The organism is Stenotrophomonas geniculata ATCC 19374 = JCM 13324 (genome assembly GCF_001431625.1).
Classification (GTDB): Bacteria; Pseudomonadota; Gammaproteobacteria; order Xanthomonadales; family Xanthomonadaceae; genus Stenotrophomonas; species Stenotrophomonas geniculata.
Window position 1 is genome coordinate 1 of record NZ_LLXT01000023.1, and the last position, 17,859, is coordinate 17,859.

The 17,859-nt window shown below is 65.9% G+C and carries 11 protein-coding genes; 6 read left to right on the forward strand and 5 right to left on the reverse strand.

The features are described 5' to 3' along the window. Nucleotides 1–484: 484 nt before the first annotated feature. From ARC63_RS01340 to ARC63_RS01360, 5 genes are all read left to right on the forward strand, one after another. Nucleotides 485–1,870, forward strand: coding sequence for an NAD-dependent succinate-semialdehyde dehydrogenase (locus tag ARC63_RS01340; protein ID WP_057502334.1), 1,386 nt, complete (start codon nucleotides 485–487; stop codon nucleotides 1,868–1,870). Between the two features lie 63 nt (nucleotides 1,871–1,933). Further along, nucleotides 1,934–3,574: an acetolactate synthase large subunit gene (locus ARC63_RS01345; protein ID WP_057502335.1), complete on the forward strand. Its 1,641-nt coding sequence runs from the start codon at nucleotides 1,934–1,936 to the stop codon at nucleotides 3,572–3,574. A gap of 164 nt (nucleotides 3,575–3,738) precedes the next feature. Further along, nucleotides 3,739–5,250 carry a lysine--tRNA ligase gene (lysS, locus tag ARC63_RS01350; protein ID WP_057502336.1) on the forward strand — a complete coding sequence of 504 codons (1,512 nt, stop codon included), beginning with the start codon at nucleotides 3,739–3,741 and terminating at the stop codon, nucleotides 5,248–5,250. A 205-nt stretch (nucleotides 5,251–5,455) separates the two neighbouring features. Further along, nucleotides 5,456–6,595 carry a cyclic di-GMP phosphodiesterase response regulator RpfG gene (gene rpfG, locus ARC63_RS01355; protein ID WP_006364528.1) on the forward strand — a complete coding sequence of 380 codons (1,140 nt, stop codon included), beginning with the start codon at nucleotides 5,456–5,458 and terminating at the stop codon, nucleotides 6,593–6,595. Between the two features lies 1 nt (nucleotide 6,596). After that, nucleotides 6,597–9,320 (forward strand): response regulator, encoded by a 2,724-nt coding sequence (locus ARC63_RS01360; protein WP_082587797.1) that lies wholly within the window; start codon nucleotides 6,597–6,599, stop codon nucleotides 9,318–9,320. 12 nt (nucleotides 9,321–9,332) lie between these two features. On the opposite strand, the gene rpfF is transcribed toward ARC63_RS01360, so the two are convergent. The 5 genes from rpfF to betI form a co-directional block, all read right to left on the reverse strand. Then, entirely contained in the window at nucleotides 9,333–10,202 is an 870-nt protein-coding gene (gene rpfF / locus ARC63_RS01365) for a diffusible signal factor synthase RpfF (RefSeq protein WP_049413283.1), read from the reverse strand. 199 nt (nucleotides 10,203–10,401) lie between these two features. Next, complete coding sequence (locus tag ARC63_RS01370; protein WP_010482498.1) at nucleotides 10,402–12,078, reverse strand: long-chain fatty acid--CoA ligase; 1,677 nt, start codon at nucleotides 12,076–12,078, stop codon at nucleotides 10,402–10,404. A gap of 160 nt (nucleotides 12,079–12,238) precedes the next feature. Beyond that, nucleotides 12,239–13,921, reverse strand: coding sequence for a choline dehydrogenase (betA, locus tag ARC63_RS01375; RefSeq protein WP_057502337.1), 1,683 nt, complete (start codon nucleotides 13,919–13,921; stop codon nucleotides 12,239–12,241). Between the two features lie 101 nt (nucleotides 13,922–14,022). Then, nucleotides 14,023–15,495: a betaine-aldehyde dehydrogenase gene (gene betB, locus ARC63_RS01380; RefSeq protein WP_049413280.1), complete on the reverse strand. Its 1,473-nt coding sequence runs from the start codon at nucleotides 15,493–15,495 to the stop codon at nucleotides 14,023–14,025. Between the two features lie 38 nt (nucleotides 15,496–15,533). Next, nucleotides 15,534–16,124, reverse strand: a complete 591-nt coding sequence (gene betI, locus ARC63_RS01385; protein WP_057502338.1) for a transcriptional regulator BetI — start codon at nucleotides 16,122–16,124, stop codon at nucleotides 15,534–15,536. Between the two features lie 170 nt (nucleotides 16,125–16,294). Between betI and ARC63_RS01390 the strand changes: the two genes are divergently transcribed. Continuing rightward, entirely contained in the window at nucleotides 16,295–17,845 is a 1,551-nt protein-coding gene (locus ARC63_RS01390) for a BCCT family transporter (RefSeq protein ID WP_057502339.1), read from the forward strand. The last annotated feature ends 14 nt before the right edge of the window (nucleotides 17,846–17,859 follow it).

A 17,859-nucleotide genomic window follows, 5' to 3' on the forward strand; every position in this document is an offset into this window, starting at 1 on the left:
TGTGTACGCTGTCCTACGCACACGGCAAGACCGGGGTTGGGCGTCCTGCCCAACCCGCCCGAGGCATGCCTCGGGCCCATGCGGCTGACACCCCGCACTCCGACACCGCCCCACCTTCGACAGGTTCACGTGGCTGTAGGTAGTGGCTGTAGGTAGGTGTCGACCTTGGTCGACACATCTGTCAGATATCGAATGAAATTCCGGGGGTCAGATCCGTTTTCCACAGGAAAACGGATCTGACCCCAAAAGTATTTCCGACAGATCGCGGACCCACCCCGCCATCCCACGGAATGCAGGCCTTTGACCTTGACGTTGCCCTGGCCTCTGCGGGTGCAGGGCGCAGCCCTGCCGGCACCTATCCCCATTCAGACAGGTAAGTGCAGGTCACAGGATAAGCAGACGCCTTGTTGCCTCCGCCAATCGGGTCCACATTCCTGTGCAGGAGACGGGCCACCGCCCGTCGTCGAGACACCAGGAGACCTGCATGTCCGCTGCCCCCAGTACCGCCATTTCCCGCGATCCGGCCACCGGCCAGCAGATCGCCAGCCACCCTTTCGCTACCGACGCCGAACTGGACGCCATCCTCGATCGCGGCCAGGTTGGCTTCGCCGCCTGGAGCACGAGGAGCCTCGAACAGCGTGCAGACGTATTGCGTGCGATGGCCGCGGTACTGCGCCGCGACCGTGAAAAGCTGGCTGCGCTGGCTACTGCCGAAATGGGCAAGGTCCAGGCCGAATCCCTGGCCGAAATCGAGAAGTGCGCCGTGCTGTGCGACTGGTATGCCGACCACGGTGCGCAGTTCCTGCGCGACGAGCCGACCCAGGTGCCTGACGACAAGGCTTACGTGTCCTACCTGCCGCTGGGCGTGGTGCTGGGCATCATGCCGTGGAACTTCCCGTACTGGCAGGTGATGCGCGCGGCGGTGCCGATCCTGATGGGCGGCAACGGCTTCCTGCTGAAGCCGGCCGAGAACATCGTCGGTACCGCGCAGCTGCTCGATGCCGCCTGGCGCGACGCTGGGTTGCCGGAAGGCACCTTCATCGCCGCCAACATCAGCCGCGACGGCACCAGCCGCGCGATCGCCGATGACCGCATCGCGGCGGTGACCCTGACCGGCAGTGTGGCCGCCGGCCGCAGCATTGCTGCCCAGGCCGGGCAGGCGCTGAAGAAGGTGGTGCTGGAACTGGGCGGCTCGGACCCGTTCATCGTGCTGGCCGACGCCGATCTGGACGCTGCCGTCGATGCGGCGGTGGCCTCACGCTTCCAGAACACCGGGCAGGTCTGCATCGCCGGCAAGCGCATCATCGTTGAAGACGCGGTATACGACCGTTTCGTGGCGCAGTTCTGCCAGAAGGTGCAGGCGCTGACCATCGGCGATGGTCGTGAAGCGGGTAATCGCATTGGTCCGATGGCACGCCAGGACCTGCTGGAACAGCTGGATGCGCAGGTACGCGCCTCGGTGGACGCGGGCGCGAAGCTGCTGGTCGGTGGCCATCAGCTGGATCGCCCGGGCGCGTTCTACGCACCCACCGTGCTGGCCGACGTGGAGCCGGGCATGCAGGCCTTCGATACCGAGACCTTCGGTCCGGTGGCCTCGATCAGCCGCGCTCGTGATGCCGACCATGCGGTGGAGCTGGCCAACCAGAGCGAGTTCGGTCTCAGCGGCAACCTGTGGACCGGCGACCGTGCCCGTGCGATGCAGCTTGCGCGCCGGCTGCAGACCGGCGGCGTGTTCGTCAACGGATTCTCTGCTTCGGACCCGCGCGTGCCGATCGGGGGCGTGAAGAAGAGCGGCTTCGGCCGCGAGCTCTCCCACTTCGGCATCCGCGAGTTCGTCAACGCGCAGACGGTCTGGTTCGACAAGCGTTGACGCGCAGCTTCCATCCTTCCTGCAACGATCCATCATCAGTCCAGCGAAAAGGACGGCATTCCAATGTCCAAGGGTTCAGATCTGCTTGTCGCCGCACTTGAGAACGAAGGCGTCGAGCGCATTTTCGGTATCCCCGGCGAAGAGAATCTCGACGTGGTCGAGTCGCTGCGCCATTCCAGCATCGAGCTGGTCATCACCCGCCACGAGCAGGCAGCGGTATTCATGGCGGCCACCTATGGCCGCCTGACCGGCAAGCCCGGGGTGTGCCTGGCCACGCTGGGGCCGGGCGCGCTGAACTTCACCACCGGCGCCGCCTACGCGCTGCTCGGTGCGTGGCCGGTCATCATGATCACTGGCCAGAAGGGCATCGTGGCCAGCAAGCAGGCACGCTTCCAGATCGTCGACATCGTCAGCACGATGAAGCCACTGACCAAGCAGGCGCGGCAGATCGTCTCGGCGCGCACCATCCCGACGATCGTGCGCGAGGCATTCCGCACCGCGCTGGAAGAGCGCCCGGGCCCGGTGCTGCTGGAGCTGCCCGAAGACATCGCGGCCGATGAGGTCGGGGACGTGGCGCTGATTCCGCCGCACGCGGTGGATCGTCCCATCGCCAGTCCGGAAGCACTGGACCGTGCGGCGGCGATCATCCGCAATGCCAAGCGACCGTTGCTGATGATCGCTTCGGCGGCGTCGCGGCCGCAGTCCAGCGAGGCGCTGTCGGCGTTCGTGCTGCGTGCCGGCATCCCGTTTTTCACCACGCAGATGGGCAAGGGCGCGGTGGCCGGTGGTTCGGGCCTGTACATGGGCACCGCGGCGCTGACCGAGCGCGACTACGTGCACATGGCCATCGACCAGGCCGATGTGATCGTGACCATCGGCCATGAGGTCACCGAGAAGCCGCCGTTCGTGATGCGTCCGGGTGGGCCGACCGTGATCCATATCGGCTATTCGCAGGCGGCGGTGGAGCAGGTGTACTTCCCGCAGGTGGAAGTGATCGGCGATATCGGCCGCTCGCTGACCCAGCTGGCCGACCGCATCGAAGGCGCGGTGCCGAACGCCGATGCGCTGCTGCCGTTGCGCGCGACCATCCTGGAGCACCTGGCCGCCCGTGCCGAGGAGGACGGCTTCACTCCTCAGCGGCTGGTGCATGACGTGCGCCAGGTGATGCCGCCGGACGGCATCGTGGCGCTGGACAACGGCATGTACAAGATCTGGTTTGCGCGTAACTACCGCACTCAGGTGGCCAACACGCTGCTGCTGGACAACGCGCTGGCGACCATGGGTGCGGGTCTGCCGTCGGCGATCATGGCTTCGATCCTGCATCCGCAGCGGCGGGTGCTGGCGGTGTGCGGTGATGGCGGCTTCATGATGAACAGCCAGGAGCTGGAGACCGCGCGCCGGCTGGGCCTGAACCTGGTGGTGCTGATCCTCAACGACGGCGCCTACGGGATGATCCGCTGGAAGCAGGCGGTGGATGGCTTCACCGACTACGGCATGACCTTCAGCAATCCCGATTTCGTGAAGTACGCGCAGGCCTATGGCTGCAAGGGTCATGAGGTGACCGCCATCGAGCAGTTCATTCCGACCCTGGAGGCGGCGTTCAACGAGGGCGGGGTGCACCTGGTATCGGTGCCGGTGGATTACTCGGAAAACCAGCGGGTGCTGGTGGACGAGCTGCGGCAGGCCTTCCCGGGGAACGGCTGAGGTAGCGCCGGGCCACGCCCGGCGGATTCGTGCGCCGACCGACCGCCGGGCATGGCCCGGCGCTACCGGGCGCTGCCGGGGCCGGGGCGGGGCGGTTTTGGTATGCTGTCCAACCGGCTTTGCCGGCGCAGCATCCCCCCTCACTACACGATTCCCGCAGATCCATGAGCGAAGCTACCGATACCCCCCCCGTCGACGAAAACAAGTTGATTGCCGAGCGCCGTGAGAAACTCAAAGCGCTGCGTGGGCAGGGCATCGCGTACCCGAACGATTTCCGTCGCCAGGACTTCGCCGGGCGCCTGCAGGATGAGTTCGCCGATGCCGAGCAGTGGACCGCCGAAGCGCTGGAAGCCGCCGGCCGCACGGTGAAGATGGCCGGCCGCCTGATGGCCAAGCGCATCATGGGCAAGGCCAGTTTCGCGCAGATCCAGGACGAGTCCGGTCGCATCCAGCTGTTCCTGCAGGGCACGGTGCTGGGCGATGCCTATACCGCCTTCAAGGGCTGGGACGTGGGCGACATCATCGCCGTCGAAGGCGGCCTGACCCGGACCAAGACCGGCGAGCTGTCGGTCAAAACCGAATCGATCCGCCTGCTGACCAAGTCGCTGCGCCCGCTGCCGGACAAGTGGCATGGCCTGGCCGACGTCGAGCAGCGCTATCGCCAGCGCTACGTCGACCTGATCGTGACCCCGGAATCGCGCGCGGTGTTCATCAAGCGCTCGAAGATCATCCGCGCCATGCGCGCGTGGCTGGACAACCGCGACTTCCTGGAAGTCGAGACGCCGATGATGCATTACATCCCCGGCGGCGCGGCGGCCAAGCCGTTCACCACCCACCACAACGCGCTGGACCTGGACCTGTACCTGCGCGTGGCGCCGGAGCTGTACCTCAAGCGCCTGACCGTGGGTGGCCTGGAGCGCGTGTACGAGATCAACCGCAACTTCCGCAACGAAGGCGTCAGCACCCGCCACAATCCGGAATTCACCATGATGGAGCTGTACGAGGCCTATGCCACGTACAACGAGATCATGGACCTGACCGAAGGCGTGATCCGTGACGTGGCCCAGGCGGTCAACGGCGGCACCGAGGTGGAGTGGGACGGTGCGAAGATCGACCTGGGCCCGGCGTTCCGCCGCTGGCGCATGGACGAGGCGGTGCGTCACCACAACCCGGAAATCTCTGCGGCCGACTGCACCGACCGCGACGCGCTGCTGCGCCATTGCGAGCGCTTGAAGATCCGAGTCAAGCCGTCCTACGGCTGGGGCAAGCTGCTGCTGGAGATCTTCGAGGCCACTGTCGAGCACACCCTGATCCAGCCGACCTTCATCACCGACCACCCGGTGGAAGTCTCGCCGCTGGCCCGCGCCAACGATAACGATCCGGGCTACACCGACCGCTTCGAGCTGTTCGTCAACGGCAAGGAGCTGGCCAACGGCTTCTCCGAGTTGAACGACCCGGAAGACCAGGCCCAGCGCTTCCAGGCCCAGGTAGCGGCGAAGGAGGGTGGCGACGACGAGGCCATGCATTACGACGCCGACTACATCCGTGCGCTGGAGTACGGCATGGCCCCGACCGGCGGCCTCGGCATCGGCGTCGATCGCCTGGTAATGCTGCTGACCGGCAGCAGCTCGATCCGCGACGTGCTGCTGTTCCCGTACATGCGTCCGGAGCAGTAAGTCGTCTTTTTGACTCCTGTTTGTGCGCGCCGTCGCGAAATGAGACGGCGCGATTGACGCCTCCCGCACTCGGCGTATCGTTAATGCACTACCTTGACGTCTGTTATGGCTTGATCGGCGCCAGGGGGAGTGCGCATTGTGGAGAGTCCGCTTCACAATGTGATGACGATCATGAACCGGGACGCATGACACGGGAGTCAGGCCGATGCAGGGTGCGAGCGTTCGCAGCGGCAGGGTATCCTCGCCTGCTGATGATCCAGCATGGTCGAGAAACCAGGCAGAGTACGCGTTGAACATCGTCATTGTTGACGACCAGACGTCCGCCCGGACGATGCTGCGTCACGTCATCGAGGACATCGCGCCCGAACTGAGCGTGTATGACTTCGGTGATCCGCTGACCGCATTGGCCTGGTGCGAGGCGCATCCGGTCGACCTGCTGCTGCTCGATTACCGCATGCCGGAGATGGACGGGCTGGAGTTCGCCCGCCGTTTCCGCCGCCTGCCCAAGCATCGCGACATTCCGGTGATCCTGATCACCGTGGTCGGCGACGAGCCGATTCGTCAGGCGGCGCTGGAAGCGGGGGTCATCGACTTCCTGGTCAAGCCGATCCGCCCGCGCGAATTGCGCGCGCGCTGCTACAACCTGCTGCAGCTGCGCCAGCAGACCGAGAACGTGAAGCAACGCGCGTTGTCGCTGGAGCAGCGCTTGCTGGCAAGCATGCACGAGGTCGAGGAACGCGAACGCGAGACCCTGTCGCGATTGGCGCGGGCGATCGAGTTCCGTGATGCCGGCACCAGTGCCTACCTCGAGCGCATGGCGCGCGTAGCGGGGTTGATTGCCGAACAGCTGGGCCTGCCCGAAGACGACGTGCGCCTGATCGAGATGGCGGCGCCGCTGCATGACATGGGCAAGATCGCCATTCCCGATGCCGTGCTGCTCAAGCAGGGCAAGCTCAACGACGAGGAGCTGGCGATCATGCGCCGTCACCCGCGCATCGGCCATGAACTGCTCAGCGGCAGCCAGAACCGCTTCATCCAGGTCGGCGCATTGATCGCGCTGCGCCACCACGAACGTTACGACGGCAGCGGCTACCCGGATGGGCTGGTCGGAGAGGCGATTCCGCTGGAAGCGCGCATCGTCGCCGTGGCCGATGTCTTCGATGCACTCATCTCACCCCGTCCGTACAAGGAAGCATGGACCATGGAAGCCACACTGGCTTATCTGTACGCCCAGCGTGGCCGATTGTTCGACCCGCGCTGCGTGGATGCGCTGATGCGCGGTCACCAGCAGTTGATGGATATCTGCGCCCAGCACTCGACGGCATCGACGCGACCGGGTGGGTGACATGCAGGACCTGTTCGCACGCGTGAGGCGTCGGCTGGCGCAGCGTCCGGATTCGGAACATGGCCAGGCGATCGTGCGGGTGGTGCTGATCTCGCTGATCCTGGTCTATGTACTGTTGTCCGGTGCCCGCCTGCACCGGCTGGACCAGTACCAGGGCGTGCTGGCAACGGTGCTGACCGGGCTGGGCCTGTCGTTGCTGCTATGCGGTTGGCTGCTGTGGAAGCCTGAGCGCTCGGACCCGCGGCGCGTGGCCGGGATGCTGGCCGATTACGGCCTGATCGCGGTCGGCATGATCCAGATGGGCGAGCCGCTGGCGTGGGTGTATGCGGTGGTGATGTGGGTCACGGTGGGCAACGGCCTGCGCTTCGGGCCGCGCTACCTGGCCGCTGCCATCGTGCTGGCGATGGTCAGTTTCGGCACCACCGTGCTGTTGACCCCTTACTGGCAGGCCAACCTGGGCCTGGCCATTTCCCTGTGGTTGGGGTTGCTGGCAGTACCGTTGTGCTGCTCCTCCCTGCTGCGCCGAAGGATGCGACATCCGACCATGGATACGACGCCCGCCGCTGGCTCCGACAAGCGCTCGCTGCTGGCCCGCTTCAAGCAGCGGCTGTCCGGGCGCGAGGACAGCGAGCACGCGCAGAACCTGATCCGCATCATCATCACGGCGCTGTTCATCAGCTATCTCGGCTGGCGTTCGCTGAGCGGTGGCGGTGAAGCGCTGACGACGACGTGGCTGATCCTCGCCTTCGAGCTGACCATTTCCGCCGGCCTGCTGACCGCGATCCTGGTCAATCCGGGCGTGTCGCATGTGCGCCGGGTGATCGGCATGCTGACCGACTACACCTGCATGGCCTGGATCATGACGATCCAGGGCGAGCCGGCGGCACCGCTGTATGCGGTGATGCTGTGGGTCACGATCGGCAACGGCATGCGCTACGGCAGCACCTACCTGCGCGTGGCTACTGCCATGGGCTGCCTGGCCTTCCTGTGCACGGTGATGCTGTCGCCATACTGGCGCGGCCACGACTATCTGGGCTGGGGCCTGCTGCTGGGCCTGGGCGCGATTCCGCTGTACTTCGATTCGCTGCTGCATGCCTTGACCCGGGCGGTGGCCGAGGCGCGCCAGGCCAATGAAGCCAAGAGCCGCTTCCTGGCCAACATGAGCCATGAATTCCGCACGCCGTTGAACGGGCTGGCAGGCATGACCGAGGTGCTGGCCACCACCCGCCTGGACGATGAGCAGCGCGAGTGCCTGAACACCATCCAGGCCTCGACCCGCAGCCTGCTGGCGCTGGTGGAAGAGGTGCTGGACATCTCCGCGATCGAAGCCGGCAAGGTGCGCGTGGAGTGGCACGAGTTCGCGCTGGCCGATGTGCTGCAGGCGATCAATCTGATCCTGACCCCGCAGACCCGCTCCAAATCGCTGGACTATCGCGTGCAGGTGGACGACAACGTGCCGCCGCGCCTGCTGGGTGATGCCGGGCATCTGCAGCAGATCCTGCTGAACCTGATGGGCAACGCGGTCAAGTTCACCGACAGCGGCTACGTGCATCTGCGCGTGTCCAGCCCCGATGCCCTGGGCAGCGAGCGGATGCGCCTGCGCTTCGAGATCGTCGATACCGGCATCGGCGTGCCGGTGGCGTTGCGCGGGCGCCTGTTCAATGCCTTCGAGCAGGGCGATGTCGGCCTGGCCCGTCGCCATGAAGGCACCGGTCTGGGCACGGCCATTGCCAAGGGCCTGGTCGAGTCGATGGGCGGGCAGGTCGGCTATGCGCCGAACAGCCCGCGCGGCAGCGTGTTCTGGGTCGAGATCACGCTGGACGTCGCAGACACCTCATCAGCCACGGCGGTTCCCTCCGAGGTGGCTGAAGCTGGGAATGTCATCGCGTTTTCCAATCCCTTCCTGCGCCATCGTGCACGGGTGCGCAGCCTGCGGGTCCTGGTGGCCGACGACCACGAAGCCAACCGCATGGTGCTGCAGCGGTTGCTGGAGAAGGCCGGCCACAAGGTCACCTGCGTCAATGGCGGCGCCGAAGTACTGGATGCGTTGGAGCAGGCCAGTTACGACGCAGCGATCGTCGACCTGCACATGCCCGGCATGAGCGGACTGGACCTGCTCAAGCAGTTGCGGGTGATGCAGGCCAGTGGCATGCCTTACGTTCCCGTCATGGTGCTGAGCGCGGACGTCACCCCCGAGTCCATCCTGCGTTGCGAGCAGGCCGGTGCCCGCGCCTTCCTTGCCAAGCCCGTGGTGGCCACCCGCCTGCTTGAAGTGCTGGCCGATGTCGCCGCCAACACCCGCGCCGAGTCCGGCATCCAGTCGGTGCCGGCATTGCCGGTCGGCGATGGCGTGCTCGATACCGCAGTACTGGACGAGCTGGCGTCGCTGGGCATGGGCGATGGCTTCGAACGCAAGTTCATCGACCAATGCCTGGCGGACGTCGACGCGAGCATGGGCCAGCTGCAGGGCTGCGGCGAGCGCCAGGCCTGGGAGGATTTCCGCGAGCACGCACACGCGCTGCGCGGTGTGGCGAGCAACCTGGGGCTTGTCCAGGTTGCCGCCTCCAGTGGCGAAATCATGCGCATGGCGGACTGGCAGCTGAAGGGTGAATGGAGCGCCCGCCTCGGCAGCCTGGCGACCGCCCTGCGCAACGGCAGGAATGCGTTGGCTGCCCGTAGCGCGGGGGCACCGCACCGCGACGACAGCGAGCGCAGCCCGTCCTGACCCGCCAGACGCTCAGGCCGGGTCGCCATTGCGCCGGGCCTGCGCCCGTACCAGCCGATCCATGGTGCGCAGGGACTTCTCGCCGAGCTGCATGGCGGTGTCCACCCAGATCTCGGTGATCCGCATCATTTCATGCAGCGGCACCATGGTGGCGATCTCGTTGACCTCACGCATCGCTGCCCATGCGTGCGGAATGCGTCGGCTTTCCTTGATCACCTGTTCGACCGCGGCAACACCTTCGCCCACCGGCACCACGATGTCGACCAGGCCCATCTCCTTCAGCTGGCTGGCGGTGTAGAGGTTGCCTTCCAGCATGATCTTCTCGGCCAGGCGCGGGCTGATCCGCTGGCACAGGAAGGAGTAGGCGCCCATGCCCGGGAACAGGTCGAACAGCACCTCGGGCAGGCCCATCAGCACGCCTTCCTCGGCGACGATGGTGTGGCAGCTGAGTGCGGCCTCGAAGCCGCCACCCAGTGCATTGCCCTGGACCAGGGCGATGCTGTGGGCACGGGTGCCCAGGCCGGCATGGAAGGCATGCACGCCGCGCACGCAGCGCTGGGCATAGTCGAGCAGGCGGGCGCGGTCGCCTTCGCGGATCAGGCGGCAGAACAGTTCGAGGTCGCCCCCCAGGTTGAACACGTCGCTGTCCGAGGCAAGAACGACATGGGGTGACAGGGCGTGCGAGGCGCTGAGGCGGTCGCCCAGGTCGCGCTGGTAGTCGACGATGTCATCGACCAGGCGCGAGGCGAAGCACGGCCGGCCTGGCTGGTTGACCAGGTTGGCGTGCATGTGGATCCAGTAGACATCCCGCTCGGGCTCCTCGGTGATACGCAGGGTAGGGTGCTGCGAGGGGCGGGTGATGATGGGGCGTACTGCGGACATGGGAGTTCTCCGTGTGACCGTCCGGCCAACCGCAGAGCGGACGGAGAGGAGTGAGGGGGCGGGCTGAACGTGCGGCGGCGACTGATTCTATGCACCCGTCGTGAACCGCCCGCAAGCGCTGTACCGGCCATGTTCCGGTAACAGAAAGACCCCGCCGTCTCCGGCGGGGTCCCTGTATTGTCCCGTTGCCCGGAAACCCTTACTGGGCGGGCGTATCACGCAGCTCGCGACGGAGAATCTTGCCGACATTGGTCTTCGGCAGCTCTTTTCGGAATTCTACGATTCTGGGGTGCTTGTAACCGGTCAGGTTTGCCCGCGCATGTTCCTTGACCATTTCCGCGGTCAGGTTCGGGTCCTTCTTCACGATCACGACCTTGACCACTTCGCCGGACTTCTCGTCCGGGACACCGACGGCGGCGACTTCCAGCACGCCCGGCATCATCGCGATGACGTCTTCGACCTCATTCGGGTACACGTTGAAGCCGGACACCAGGATCATGTCCTTCTTGCGGTCCACGATGTAGAAGAAGCCCTTTTCGTCCATCTTCGCCATGTCGCCGGTGTGCAGCCAGCCGTCGGCGTCGATGGCGGTGGCGGTTTCTTCCGGCCGCTGCCAGTAGCCCTTCATCACCTGCGGGCCCTTGATGCACAGCTCGCCCACTTCGCCCAGCGCCAGGATATTGCCGTTGTCGTCCTTGATGCAGGCATCGGTGGACGGGATCGGCAGGCCAATGGCGCCGTTGTACTCGGGCAGGGTGAGCGGGTTGATGCAGGCTGCCGGTGAGGTCTCGGTCAGGCCGTAGGCTTCGACCAGGGTCACGCCGGTGACCTTCTTCCAGCGTTCGGCCACGGCACGTTGCACCGCCATGCCGCCGCCCAGAGTGAACTTGACCGAAGAGAAGTCGATCTCGTCGAAGCCCGGGGTGTTGAGCAGGCCGTTGAACAGCGTGTTGACGCCGGTGATGGCAGTGAAGCGGGTGCCCTTGAGCTCCTTGACGAAGCCCTTCATGTCGCGCGGGTTGGTGATCAGGTGATTGCAGCCACCGAACTTCATGAAGACCAGGCCGTTCGCGGTCAGCGCGAAGATGTGGTACAGCGGCAGGGCAGTGATGATCACTTCCTTGCCCGGCTCGATGCCCGAGGTGGACAGCCACGCCGACGCCTGCTGCATGTTGGCGATCAGGTTGCGGTTGGTCAGCATCGCACCCTTGGCCACGCCGGTGGTACCACCGGTGTACTGCAGGAAGGCGATGTCGTCGTGGTCGATCTCGACCGGCGGAAGCGCGTGGCGGCTGCCCAGCTTGAGCGCCTGCTTGAAGCGGACGGCGCCCTTGATGTGGTAGTTGGGCACCATCTTCTTGACGTACTTCAGCACGAAGTTGACGATCGCGCCCTTGGCGCCGAGCAGGTCGCCCAGGCCGGTGGTGACCACGTGCCTGACCGGCGTGTCGGCGATGACCTGCTCGACGGTGTCGCCGAAGTTGTCGACCACCACCAGCGCACTGACGCCCGCGTCGACCAGCTGGTGCTTGAGTTCGCGCGCGGTGTACAGCGGGTTGACGTTGACCACGGTCAGTCCGGCGCGCAGCACGCCGAAGGTGGCCACCGGGTACTGCAGGCAGTTGGGCATCATCAGGGCGACGCGGTCACCCTTCTTGAGCTTGAGCTCACCCAGCAGGTAGGCGGCGAACTGGGTGACCAGCGCATCCGTCTCACCATAGGTGAGGACCTTGCCGAAGCTGGAGTAGGCGGGACGGTCGCGGAATTTCGCGACGGAAGCGTCGAAGACCGAGGCGACCGAATGGAATTCGTTGACGTCGATTTCGGCGGGAACGCCTTTCGGATAGCTCTGCAGCCAGGGACGATCCAGACTCATATTCCCCCTCCAGGAATCGTGATGTATTAGGTTCGGCCCTGAGCGTAGCGACAATGGCCGTTCATTGCAGCATACCCCGCCGTAGGGAAAACGCGAAGAGGCCCCGAAGGGCCTCTTTGCTGGGTAGTGCCGGCATCTGCGCTCGATCGGGCCGCTTGCGTCAGCCCTGCTTGCGCACCGGTGCGCCGTTGGCCTTGTAGTACGGCGCGGTGCTGCGGGCCAGCGGGGTGCGGCCGCGGATCACGTCGGCCAGCTTCTCGGCCATCATGATGGTCGGCGCGTTGAGGTTGCCGGTCACCACCTGCGGCATGATCGAGGCATCGACGATGCGCAGGCCTTCCAGGCCGTGCACGCGGCCCTGGCCATCGACCACCGCCATCGGGTCATCGGCATGGCCCATCTTGTTCGAGCACGACGGGTGGTAGGCGGTCTCGGCATGCTCGCGCACGAATGCGTCGATCTGCGCGTCGGTCTGCAGCGCGCTGCCCGGCGAGATCTCGCGGCCGCTGTACGGTGCCAGCGCCGGCTGCGCGAAGATCTCGCGGGTGATGCGGATCGCCGCGCGGAACTCACGCCAGTCCTGCTCGTGCGACATGTAGTTGAACAGGATGCTCGGATGTTCGCGCGGATCCTTCGAACGCACATGGATGCGGCCGCGGCTGGGCGAGCGCATCGAACCGACGTGCATCTGGAAGCTGTGCGCCTTGATCGGGTTGGAGCCGTTGTAATTGATCGCCACCGGCAGGAAGTGGTACTGCAGGTTCGGCCAGTCGAATTCGGCATCGCTGCGGATGAAGCCACCGGCCTCGAACTGGTTGCTGGCGCCGATGCCGGTACCCAGGAACAGCCACTCGGCACCGATCGCCGGCTGGTTGTACAGCTTCAGTGCCGGCGCCAGCGACACCGGCTTCTTGCATTCGTACTGCAGGTACATCTCCAGGTGATCCTGCAGGTTGGCGCCGACGCCTGGCAGGTGGTGCACCAGGTCGACGTCCAGGCTGCGCAGCAGGTCGGCCGGGCCGACGCCCGAGCGCTGCAGGATCTGCGGCGAGGCGATGGCTCCACCGCACAGCAGCACTTCGCGGCGCGCAGTGGCACGCTGCGGCTGGTCGTTGTGCAGCCACTGCACGCCCACCGCACGCTTGCCCGAGAACAGGATGCGGTCGGTCAGTGCGTGGGTGACGATGGTCAGGTTCGGACGCGGCTTGGCCAGGTCCAGGTAGCCACGGGCAGTGCTGGAGCGACGACCCTTCGGGGTCACCGTGCGGTCCATCGGGCCGAAGCCTTCCTGCTGGTAGCCGTTGAGGTCGTCGGTGCGCGGATAGCCAGCCTGCACGCCGGCTTCGACCATCGCCGCGAACAGCTCGTTGTTGCCGGCCTTCGGCGTGGTCACGCGCAGCGGGCCGTCGCCACCGTGGTAGTCATTGGGGCCGATGTCGCGGGTTTCGGCCTTGCGGAAGTACGGCAGGCAGTCCAGGTAGGTCCAGTCTTCCAGGCCCGGCATGCTGGCCCAGTTGTCGTAGTCCATCGCGTTGCCGCGGATGTAGCACATGCCGTTGATCAGCGACGAGCCGCCCAGGCCCTTGCCGCGGCCGCAGTCCATGCGGCGGTTGTTCATGAAGGGCTCGGGATCGGTCTTGTACGCCCAGTTGTAGCGCTTGCCCTGCAGCGGGAAGGCCAGTGCCGCCGGCATCTGGGTACGGAAGTCGAGCCGGTAGTCCGGGCCACCGGCTTCCAGCAGCAGCACGCTGACATCGGCATCTTCGGTGAGGCGGGTCGCCAGCACGTTGCCGGCCGAACCGGCGCCGATGATGATGTAGTCGTACTCGTTATGGGTGCTCATGGGTGTCTCCTGCAGGCCGGGGCGCGCTGCATGCAGGCGTCCCGGCGGAATGTCGGATCGGCGCGGTGGCCGGACGAGAGGGCGTGCTCGGGGCGCGCCGGTCAGAACACGCTGGCGTAGTCGCCCAGCTCGACCTGCACCGACTTGATGCGGGTGTAGTGGCCGAGGGTGGAGATGCCGTTCTCGCGGCCGACGCCGGATTCCTTGTAGCCGCCGACCGGCATTTCGGCCGGCGATTCGCCCCAGGTGTTGATCCAGCAGATGCCGGCTTCCAGGCGGTGGATGATGCGGTGGGCGCGGCTGACGTCCTTGCTGACCACGCCGGCGGCCAGGCCGAAGGTGGTGTCGTTGGCGCGGCGCACCACTTCGTCCTCGTCGTCGTAGGCGAGGATGCTCATCACCGGCCCGAAGATCTCTTCCTTGACGATGGTCATGTCATCGCGGCAGTCGGAGAACACGGTCGGCAGCACGTAGGCGCCATTGGCCAGCGCGCCTTCGGTGGCGCGGCCGCCGCCGGTCAGCAGGCGGGCGCCTTCGGTCTTGCCGCTTTCGATGTAGCGCAGCACGTTTTCCATGTGCGGGAAGCTGGTCAGCGGGCCGAAGTTGGTCTCGGCGGCCATCGGGTCGCCGATGCGGATGCGCTTGACGCGCTCGACAACAGCGGCTTCGAACGCGGCCAGCATGCTGCGCGGCACGAACACGCGGGTACCGTTGGTGCAGACCTGGCCGGAGCTGAAGAAGTTGGCCATCACCGCGATGTCGGCGGCGCGGTCGAGGTCGGCGTCATCGCAGATCACCAGCGGCGACTTGCCGCCCAGTTCCATGGTCACTTCCTTCAGCGACGAGGACGCGGCGCTGGCCATGACCTTCTTGCCGGTGGCGACGCCGCCGGTGAAGGAGATCTTCTCGATCACCGGGTGCTCGGTCAGCCACTGGCCGATCTCGCGGCCCGGGCCCTGCACCACGTTGAACACGCCGGCGGGCACGCCGGCTTCGGTGTAGATCTCGGCCAGCCGGATCGCGGTCAGCGGGGTCACTTCGGACGGCTTGAACACCATCGCGTTGCCCGCGGCCAGCGCCGGGGCCGACTTCCACATGGCGATCTGGATCGGGTAGTTCCAGGCACCGATGCCGGCGACCACGCCCAGCGGTTCGCGTCGGGTATAGAAGAAGCTCGATTCGCGCAGCGGCAGCTGGATACCTTCGATGGCGGTGGCCAGGCCGGCGTAGTACTCGACCACGTCGGCGCCGGTGACGATGTCCACGGTGGTGGTTTCGGCCAGCGCCTTGCCGGTGTCCAGGGTTTCCAGGTGGGCCAGTTCGTCGTTGCGCTCGCGCAGGAGCTCGACGGCACGGCGCAGGATGCGCGAACGCTCCATGGCCGTCATCGCGGCCCACACCTTCTGGCCTTCGGCTGCGCTCTGCACGGCACGTTCGACGTCGGCCTGGCTGGCGACCTGCACTTCAGCGATCACCTCGCCGGTGGCCGGGTTGATGGTCTTGAAGGTCTTGCCGCTGGTGGCATCGACGCGCTGGCCGTGGATGTAGAGCTGTTGTACGGGCAGGGTGGTCATGGGGCGTACTCCTTGGAAGGGGGCGGGTGCTGAAGCGCTTATAGCGCGACAGCCTGCAACTGGAAGTCGATATAGCCGTAAGCGATGCGCCGGGACTTCTCGGCATTGAACTGGCCGCCGACCAGGCTGCCGCGCAGCCACAGGCCGTCAATCATCGCGGCCAGGCCGCGGGCGGCCAGGCGGGCCTGCGGGTGGGGCAGCAGGCGGTTGAACTGGTGGCACAGGTTCGAGAACAGGCGCTGGTCGTTGGCGCGCTGCAGCCGGGCCAGTTCCGGCTGGTGCATGCTGGCGGCCCAGAAGGTGAGCCAGACGCGCATCGCGGTGCCGTTGATCTGGCTGTCGTCGAAGTTGCCATCGACGATGGCGCGCAGCTGCCCGCGCGGATCGTCGCCGGCGTCTGCGCGGTAGCGGGCGACGGCGTCCTTCAGTTCGCGCAGGATCTGCCGCATTGCAGCATTGAGCAGGCCGTCCTTGTCGCCGAAGTAGTGGGCGACGATGCCGCTGGACAAGCCCGCCTTCTTCGCGATGGTGGCGACAGTGGCATCGGCCATGCCGATCTCGTCGATGGTCTGGAAAGTGGCCCGGATCAGCTGTTCGCGCCGTACCGGTTCCACGCCTTTCTTCGGCATTGTCTCTCCACGGTTTGCGACCCGAAGGATCGGGCTGCCCGCCATTATGCTTTTTATTGATTGAACGTTCAATCAATAAACCCTAGGATGCGCTCGCGCCCCACGCCATGGGCCCGGTTTACCGGTCCGGCCCCGCCCATGTGCTCCCTCGGACTTGATGAGACGACCCCATGTCTTCCCTGGCTCATCCCAAGCGTTCGCCCCTGCGCTTGAACCGTTTTGTCTTCCTCAGCTCCTCGGTGTCGATCGGCATCCTCGGGCTGCTCACCGTTCTCTATCCCGAAGGCAGCGAGCACTGGCTGCAATGGGCGCAGGCCGAAGTGTCGGCCGCGTTCGGCTGGTGGTACATGCTGCTGATCGTGCTGTGCCTGGGCTTCGTGCTGTGGCTGGCGTTCTCGCCGTACGGCCGCATCCGCCTGGGCCACAACGAGGAATCACCGGCCTTCGGCTATGTCGCCTGGGTTTCGATGCTGTTCTCGGCCGGCATCGGCATCGCGCTGCTGTACTACGGCGCCTACGAGCCGCTGGATCATTTCCTCAATCCACCCGGGCAGCCCGGCGGCACCGTGGCCGCCGGCCGTGAAGCGATGGTGCTGACCTTCCTGCACTGGGGCCTGCATGGCTGGGCGCTGTATGCGCTGGTCGGCGTGGCACTGGGCTATTTCGCCTATCGCCGGGACCTGCCGCTGGCGCTGCGCTCTGCGTTGTACCCGGTCTTCGGTGAGCGCATCCACGGCCGCATCGGCGACATGGTCGATGGCTTCGGCATCCTGGCCACGCTGATCTCGATGGTGACCAACCTCGGCATCGGTGCGCTGGTGGTGCAGTCCGGCCTGGTCTACCTGTTCCACATCCCGGATACGCCGCAGGTGCTGGTGGCGATCGTGCTGGTGATGATGGTGGTGGCCACCATCGGTGTGGTGGCTGGCGTGGAAAAGGGCATTGCCTGGCTCTCCAACCTCAACGTGCGCCTGCTGTGCGGCCTGCTGCTGTTCGTGCTGGTCACCGGCCCGACCCTGCACCTGTTCGACGGCCTGATCCAGAACACCGGCGATTACCTCGGCGCGTTCGTGCGCAAGAGCTTCGACATGTACCTCAACGACCCGAAGGGCCGTGAGTGGATGGGCTCGTGGACGCTGTTCTACTGGGCCTGGTGGATCGCCTGGGCGCCGTTCGTCGGCCTCTTCGTGGCACGCATCTCGCGTGGCCGCACCATCCGAGAAGTGATCATGGGCGTGTTGCTGATCCCGCTCGGCTTCACCCTGGCCTGGCTGTCGATCTTCGGCAATACCGCCATCGACCTGGTGCTCAACCATGGCCAGGCGATCCTGGGTGAGGTGGCCAAGCACGATGCGGCGATGACGCTGTTCAAGCTGCTGGAATACCTGCCCGCCGCGCCGTATGTAGCCGGTGCCGCGGTGGTGATCGGTTTCGTGCTGTTCCTGACCCCGGTCGATTCGGGCACGCTGATGATCGCCAATCTGTGCACCCGTCGTGTCGATGACGGCGTCGAGGACGGTCACGACGCACCGATCTGGCTGCGCGTGTTCTGGGCGGCCGGCATCACCGTGGCCAGCGTCGGCCTGCTGCTGGCCGGCAACTTCAGCGCGATGCAGACCGCAGTGGTGCTGTGCGGCCTGCCGTTCTCGTTCACCCTGGCGTTCTACATGTGGGGCCTGCTGAAGGCGCTGCGTACCGACCCGGACGCGCCGCGGCGGTGAGCGCTTCTGTAGAG

What these genes read in the sequence shown, in the direction of transcription:
- ARC63_RS01340 (WP_057502334.1), top strand. Translation starts at nt 485, where the DNA reads ATGTCCGCTGCCCCCAGTACCGCCATTTCCCGCGATCCGGCCACCGGC.
- ARC63_RS01345 (WP_057502335.1), top strand. Translation starts at nt 1,934, where the DNA reads ATGTCCAAGGGTTCAGATCTGCTTGTCGCCGCACTTGAGAACGAAGGC.
- lysS (WP_057502336.1), top strand. Translation starts at nt 3,739, where the DNA reads ATGAGCGAAGCTACCGATACCCCCCCCGTCGACGAAAACAAGTTGATT.
- rpfG (WP_006364528.1), top strand. Translation starts at nt 5,456, where the DNA reads ATGCAGGGTGCGAGCGTTCGCAGCGGCAGGGTATCCTCGCCTGCTGAT.
- ARC63_RS01360 (WP_082587797.1), top strand. Translation starts at nt 6,597, where the DNA reads ATGCAGGACCTGTTCGCACGCGTGAGGCGTCGGCTGGCGCAGCGTCCG.
- rpfF (WP_049413283.1), bottom strand. Translation starts at nt 10,202, where the DNA reads ATGTCCGCAGTACGCCCCATCATCACCCGCCCCTCGCAGCACCCTACC.
- ARC63_RS01370 (WP_010482498.1), bottom strand. Translation starts at nt 12,078, where the DNA reads ATGAGTCTGGATCGTCCCTGGCTGCAGAGCTATCCGAAAGGCGTTCCC.
- betA (WP_057502337.1), bottom strand. Translation starts at nt 13,921, where the DNA reads ATGAGCACCCATAACGAGTACGACTACATCATCATCGGCGCCGGTTCG.
- betB (WP_049413280.1), bottom strand. Translation starts at nt 15,495, where the DNA reads ATGACCACCCTGCCCGTACAACAGCTCTACATCCACGGCCAGCGCGTC.
- betI (WP_057502338.1), bottom strand. Translation starts at nt 16,124, where the DNA reads ATGCCGAAGAAAGGCGTGGAACCGGTACGGCGCGAACAGCTGATCCGG.
- ARC63_RS01390 (WP_057502339.1), top strand. Translation starts at nt 16,295, where the DNA reads ATGTCTTCCCTGGCTCATCCCAAGCGTTCGCCCCTGCGCTTGAACCGT.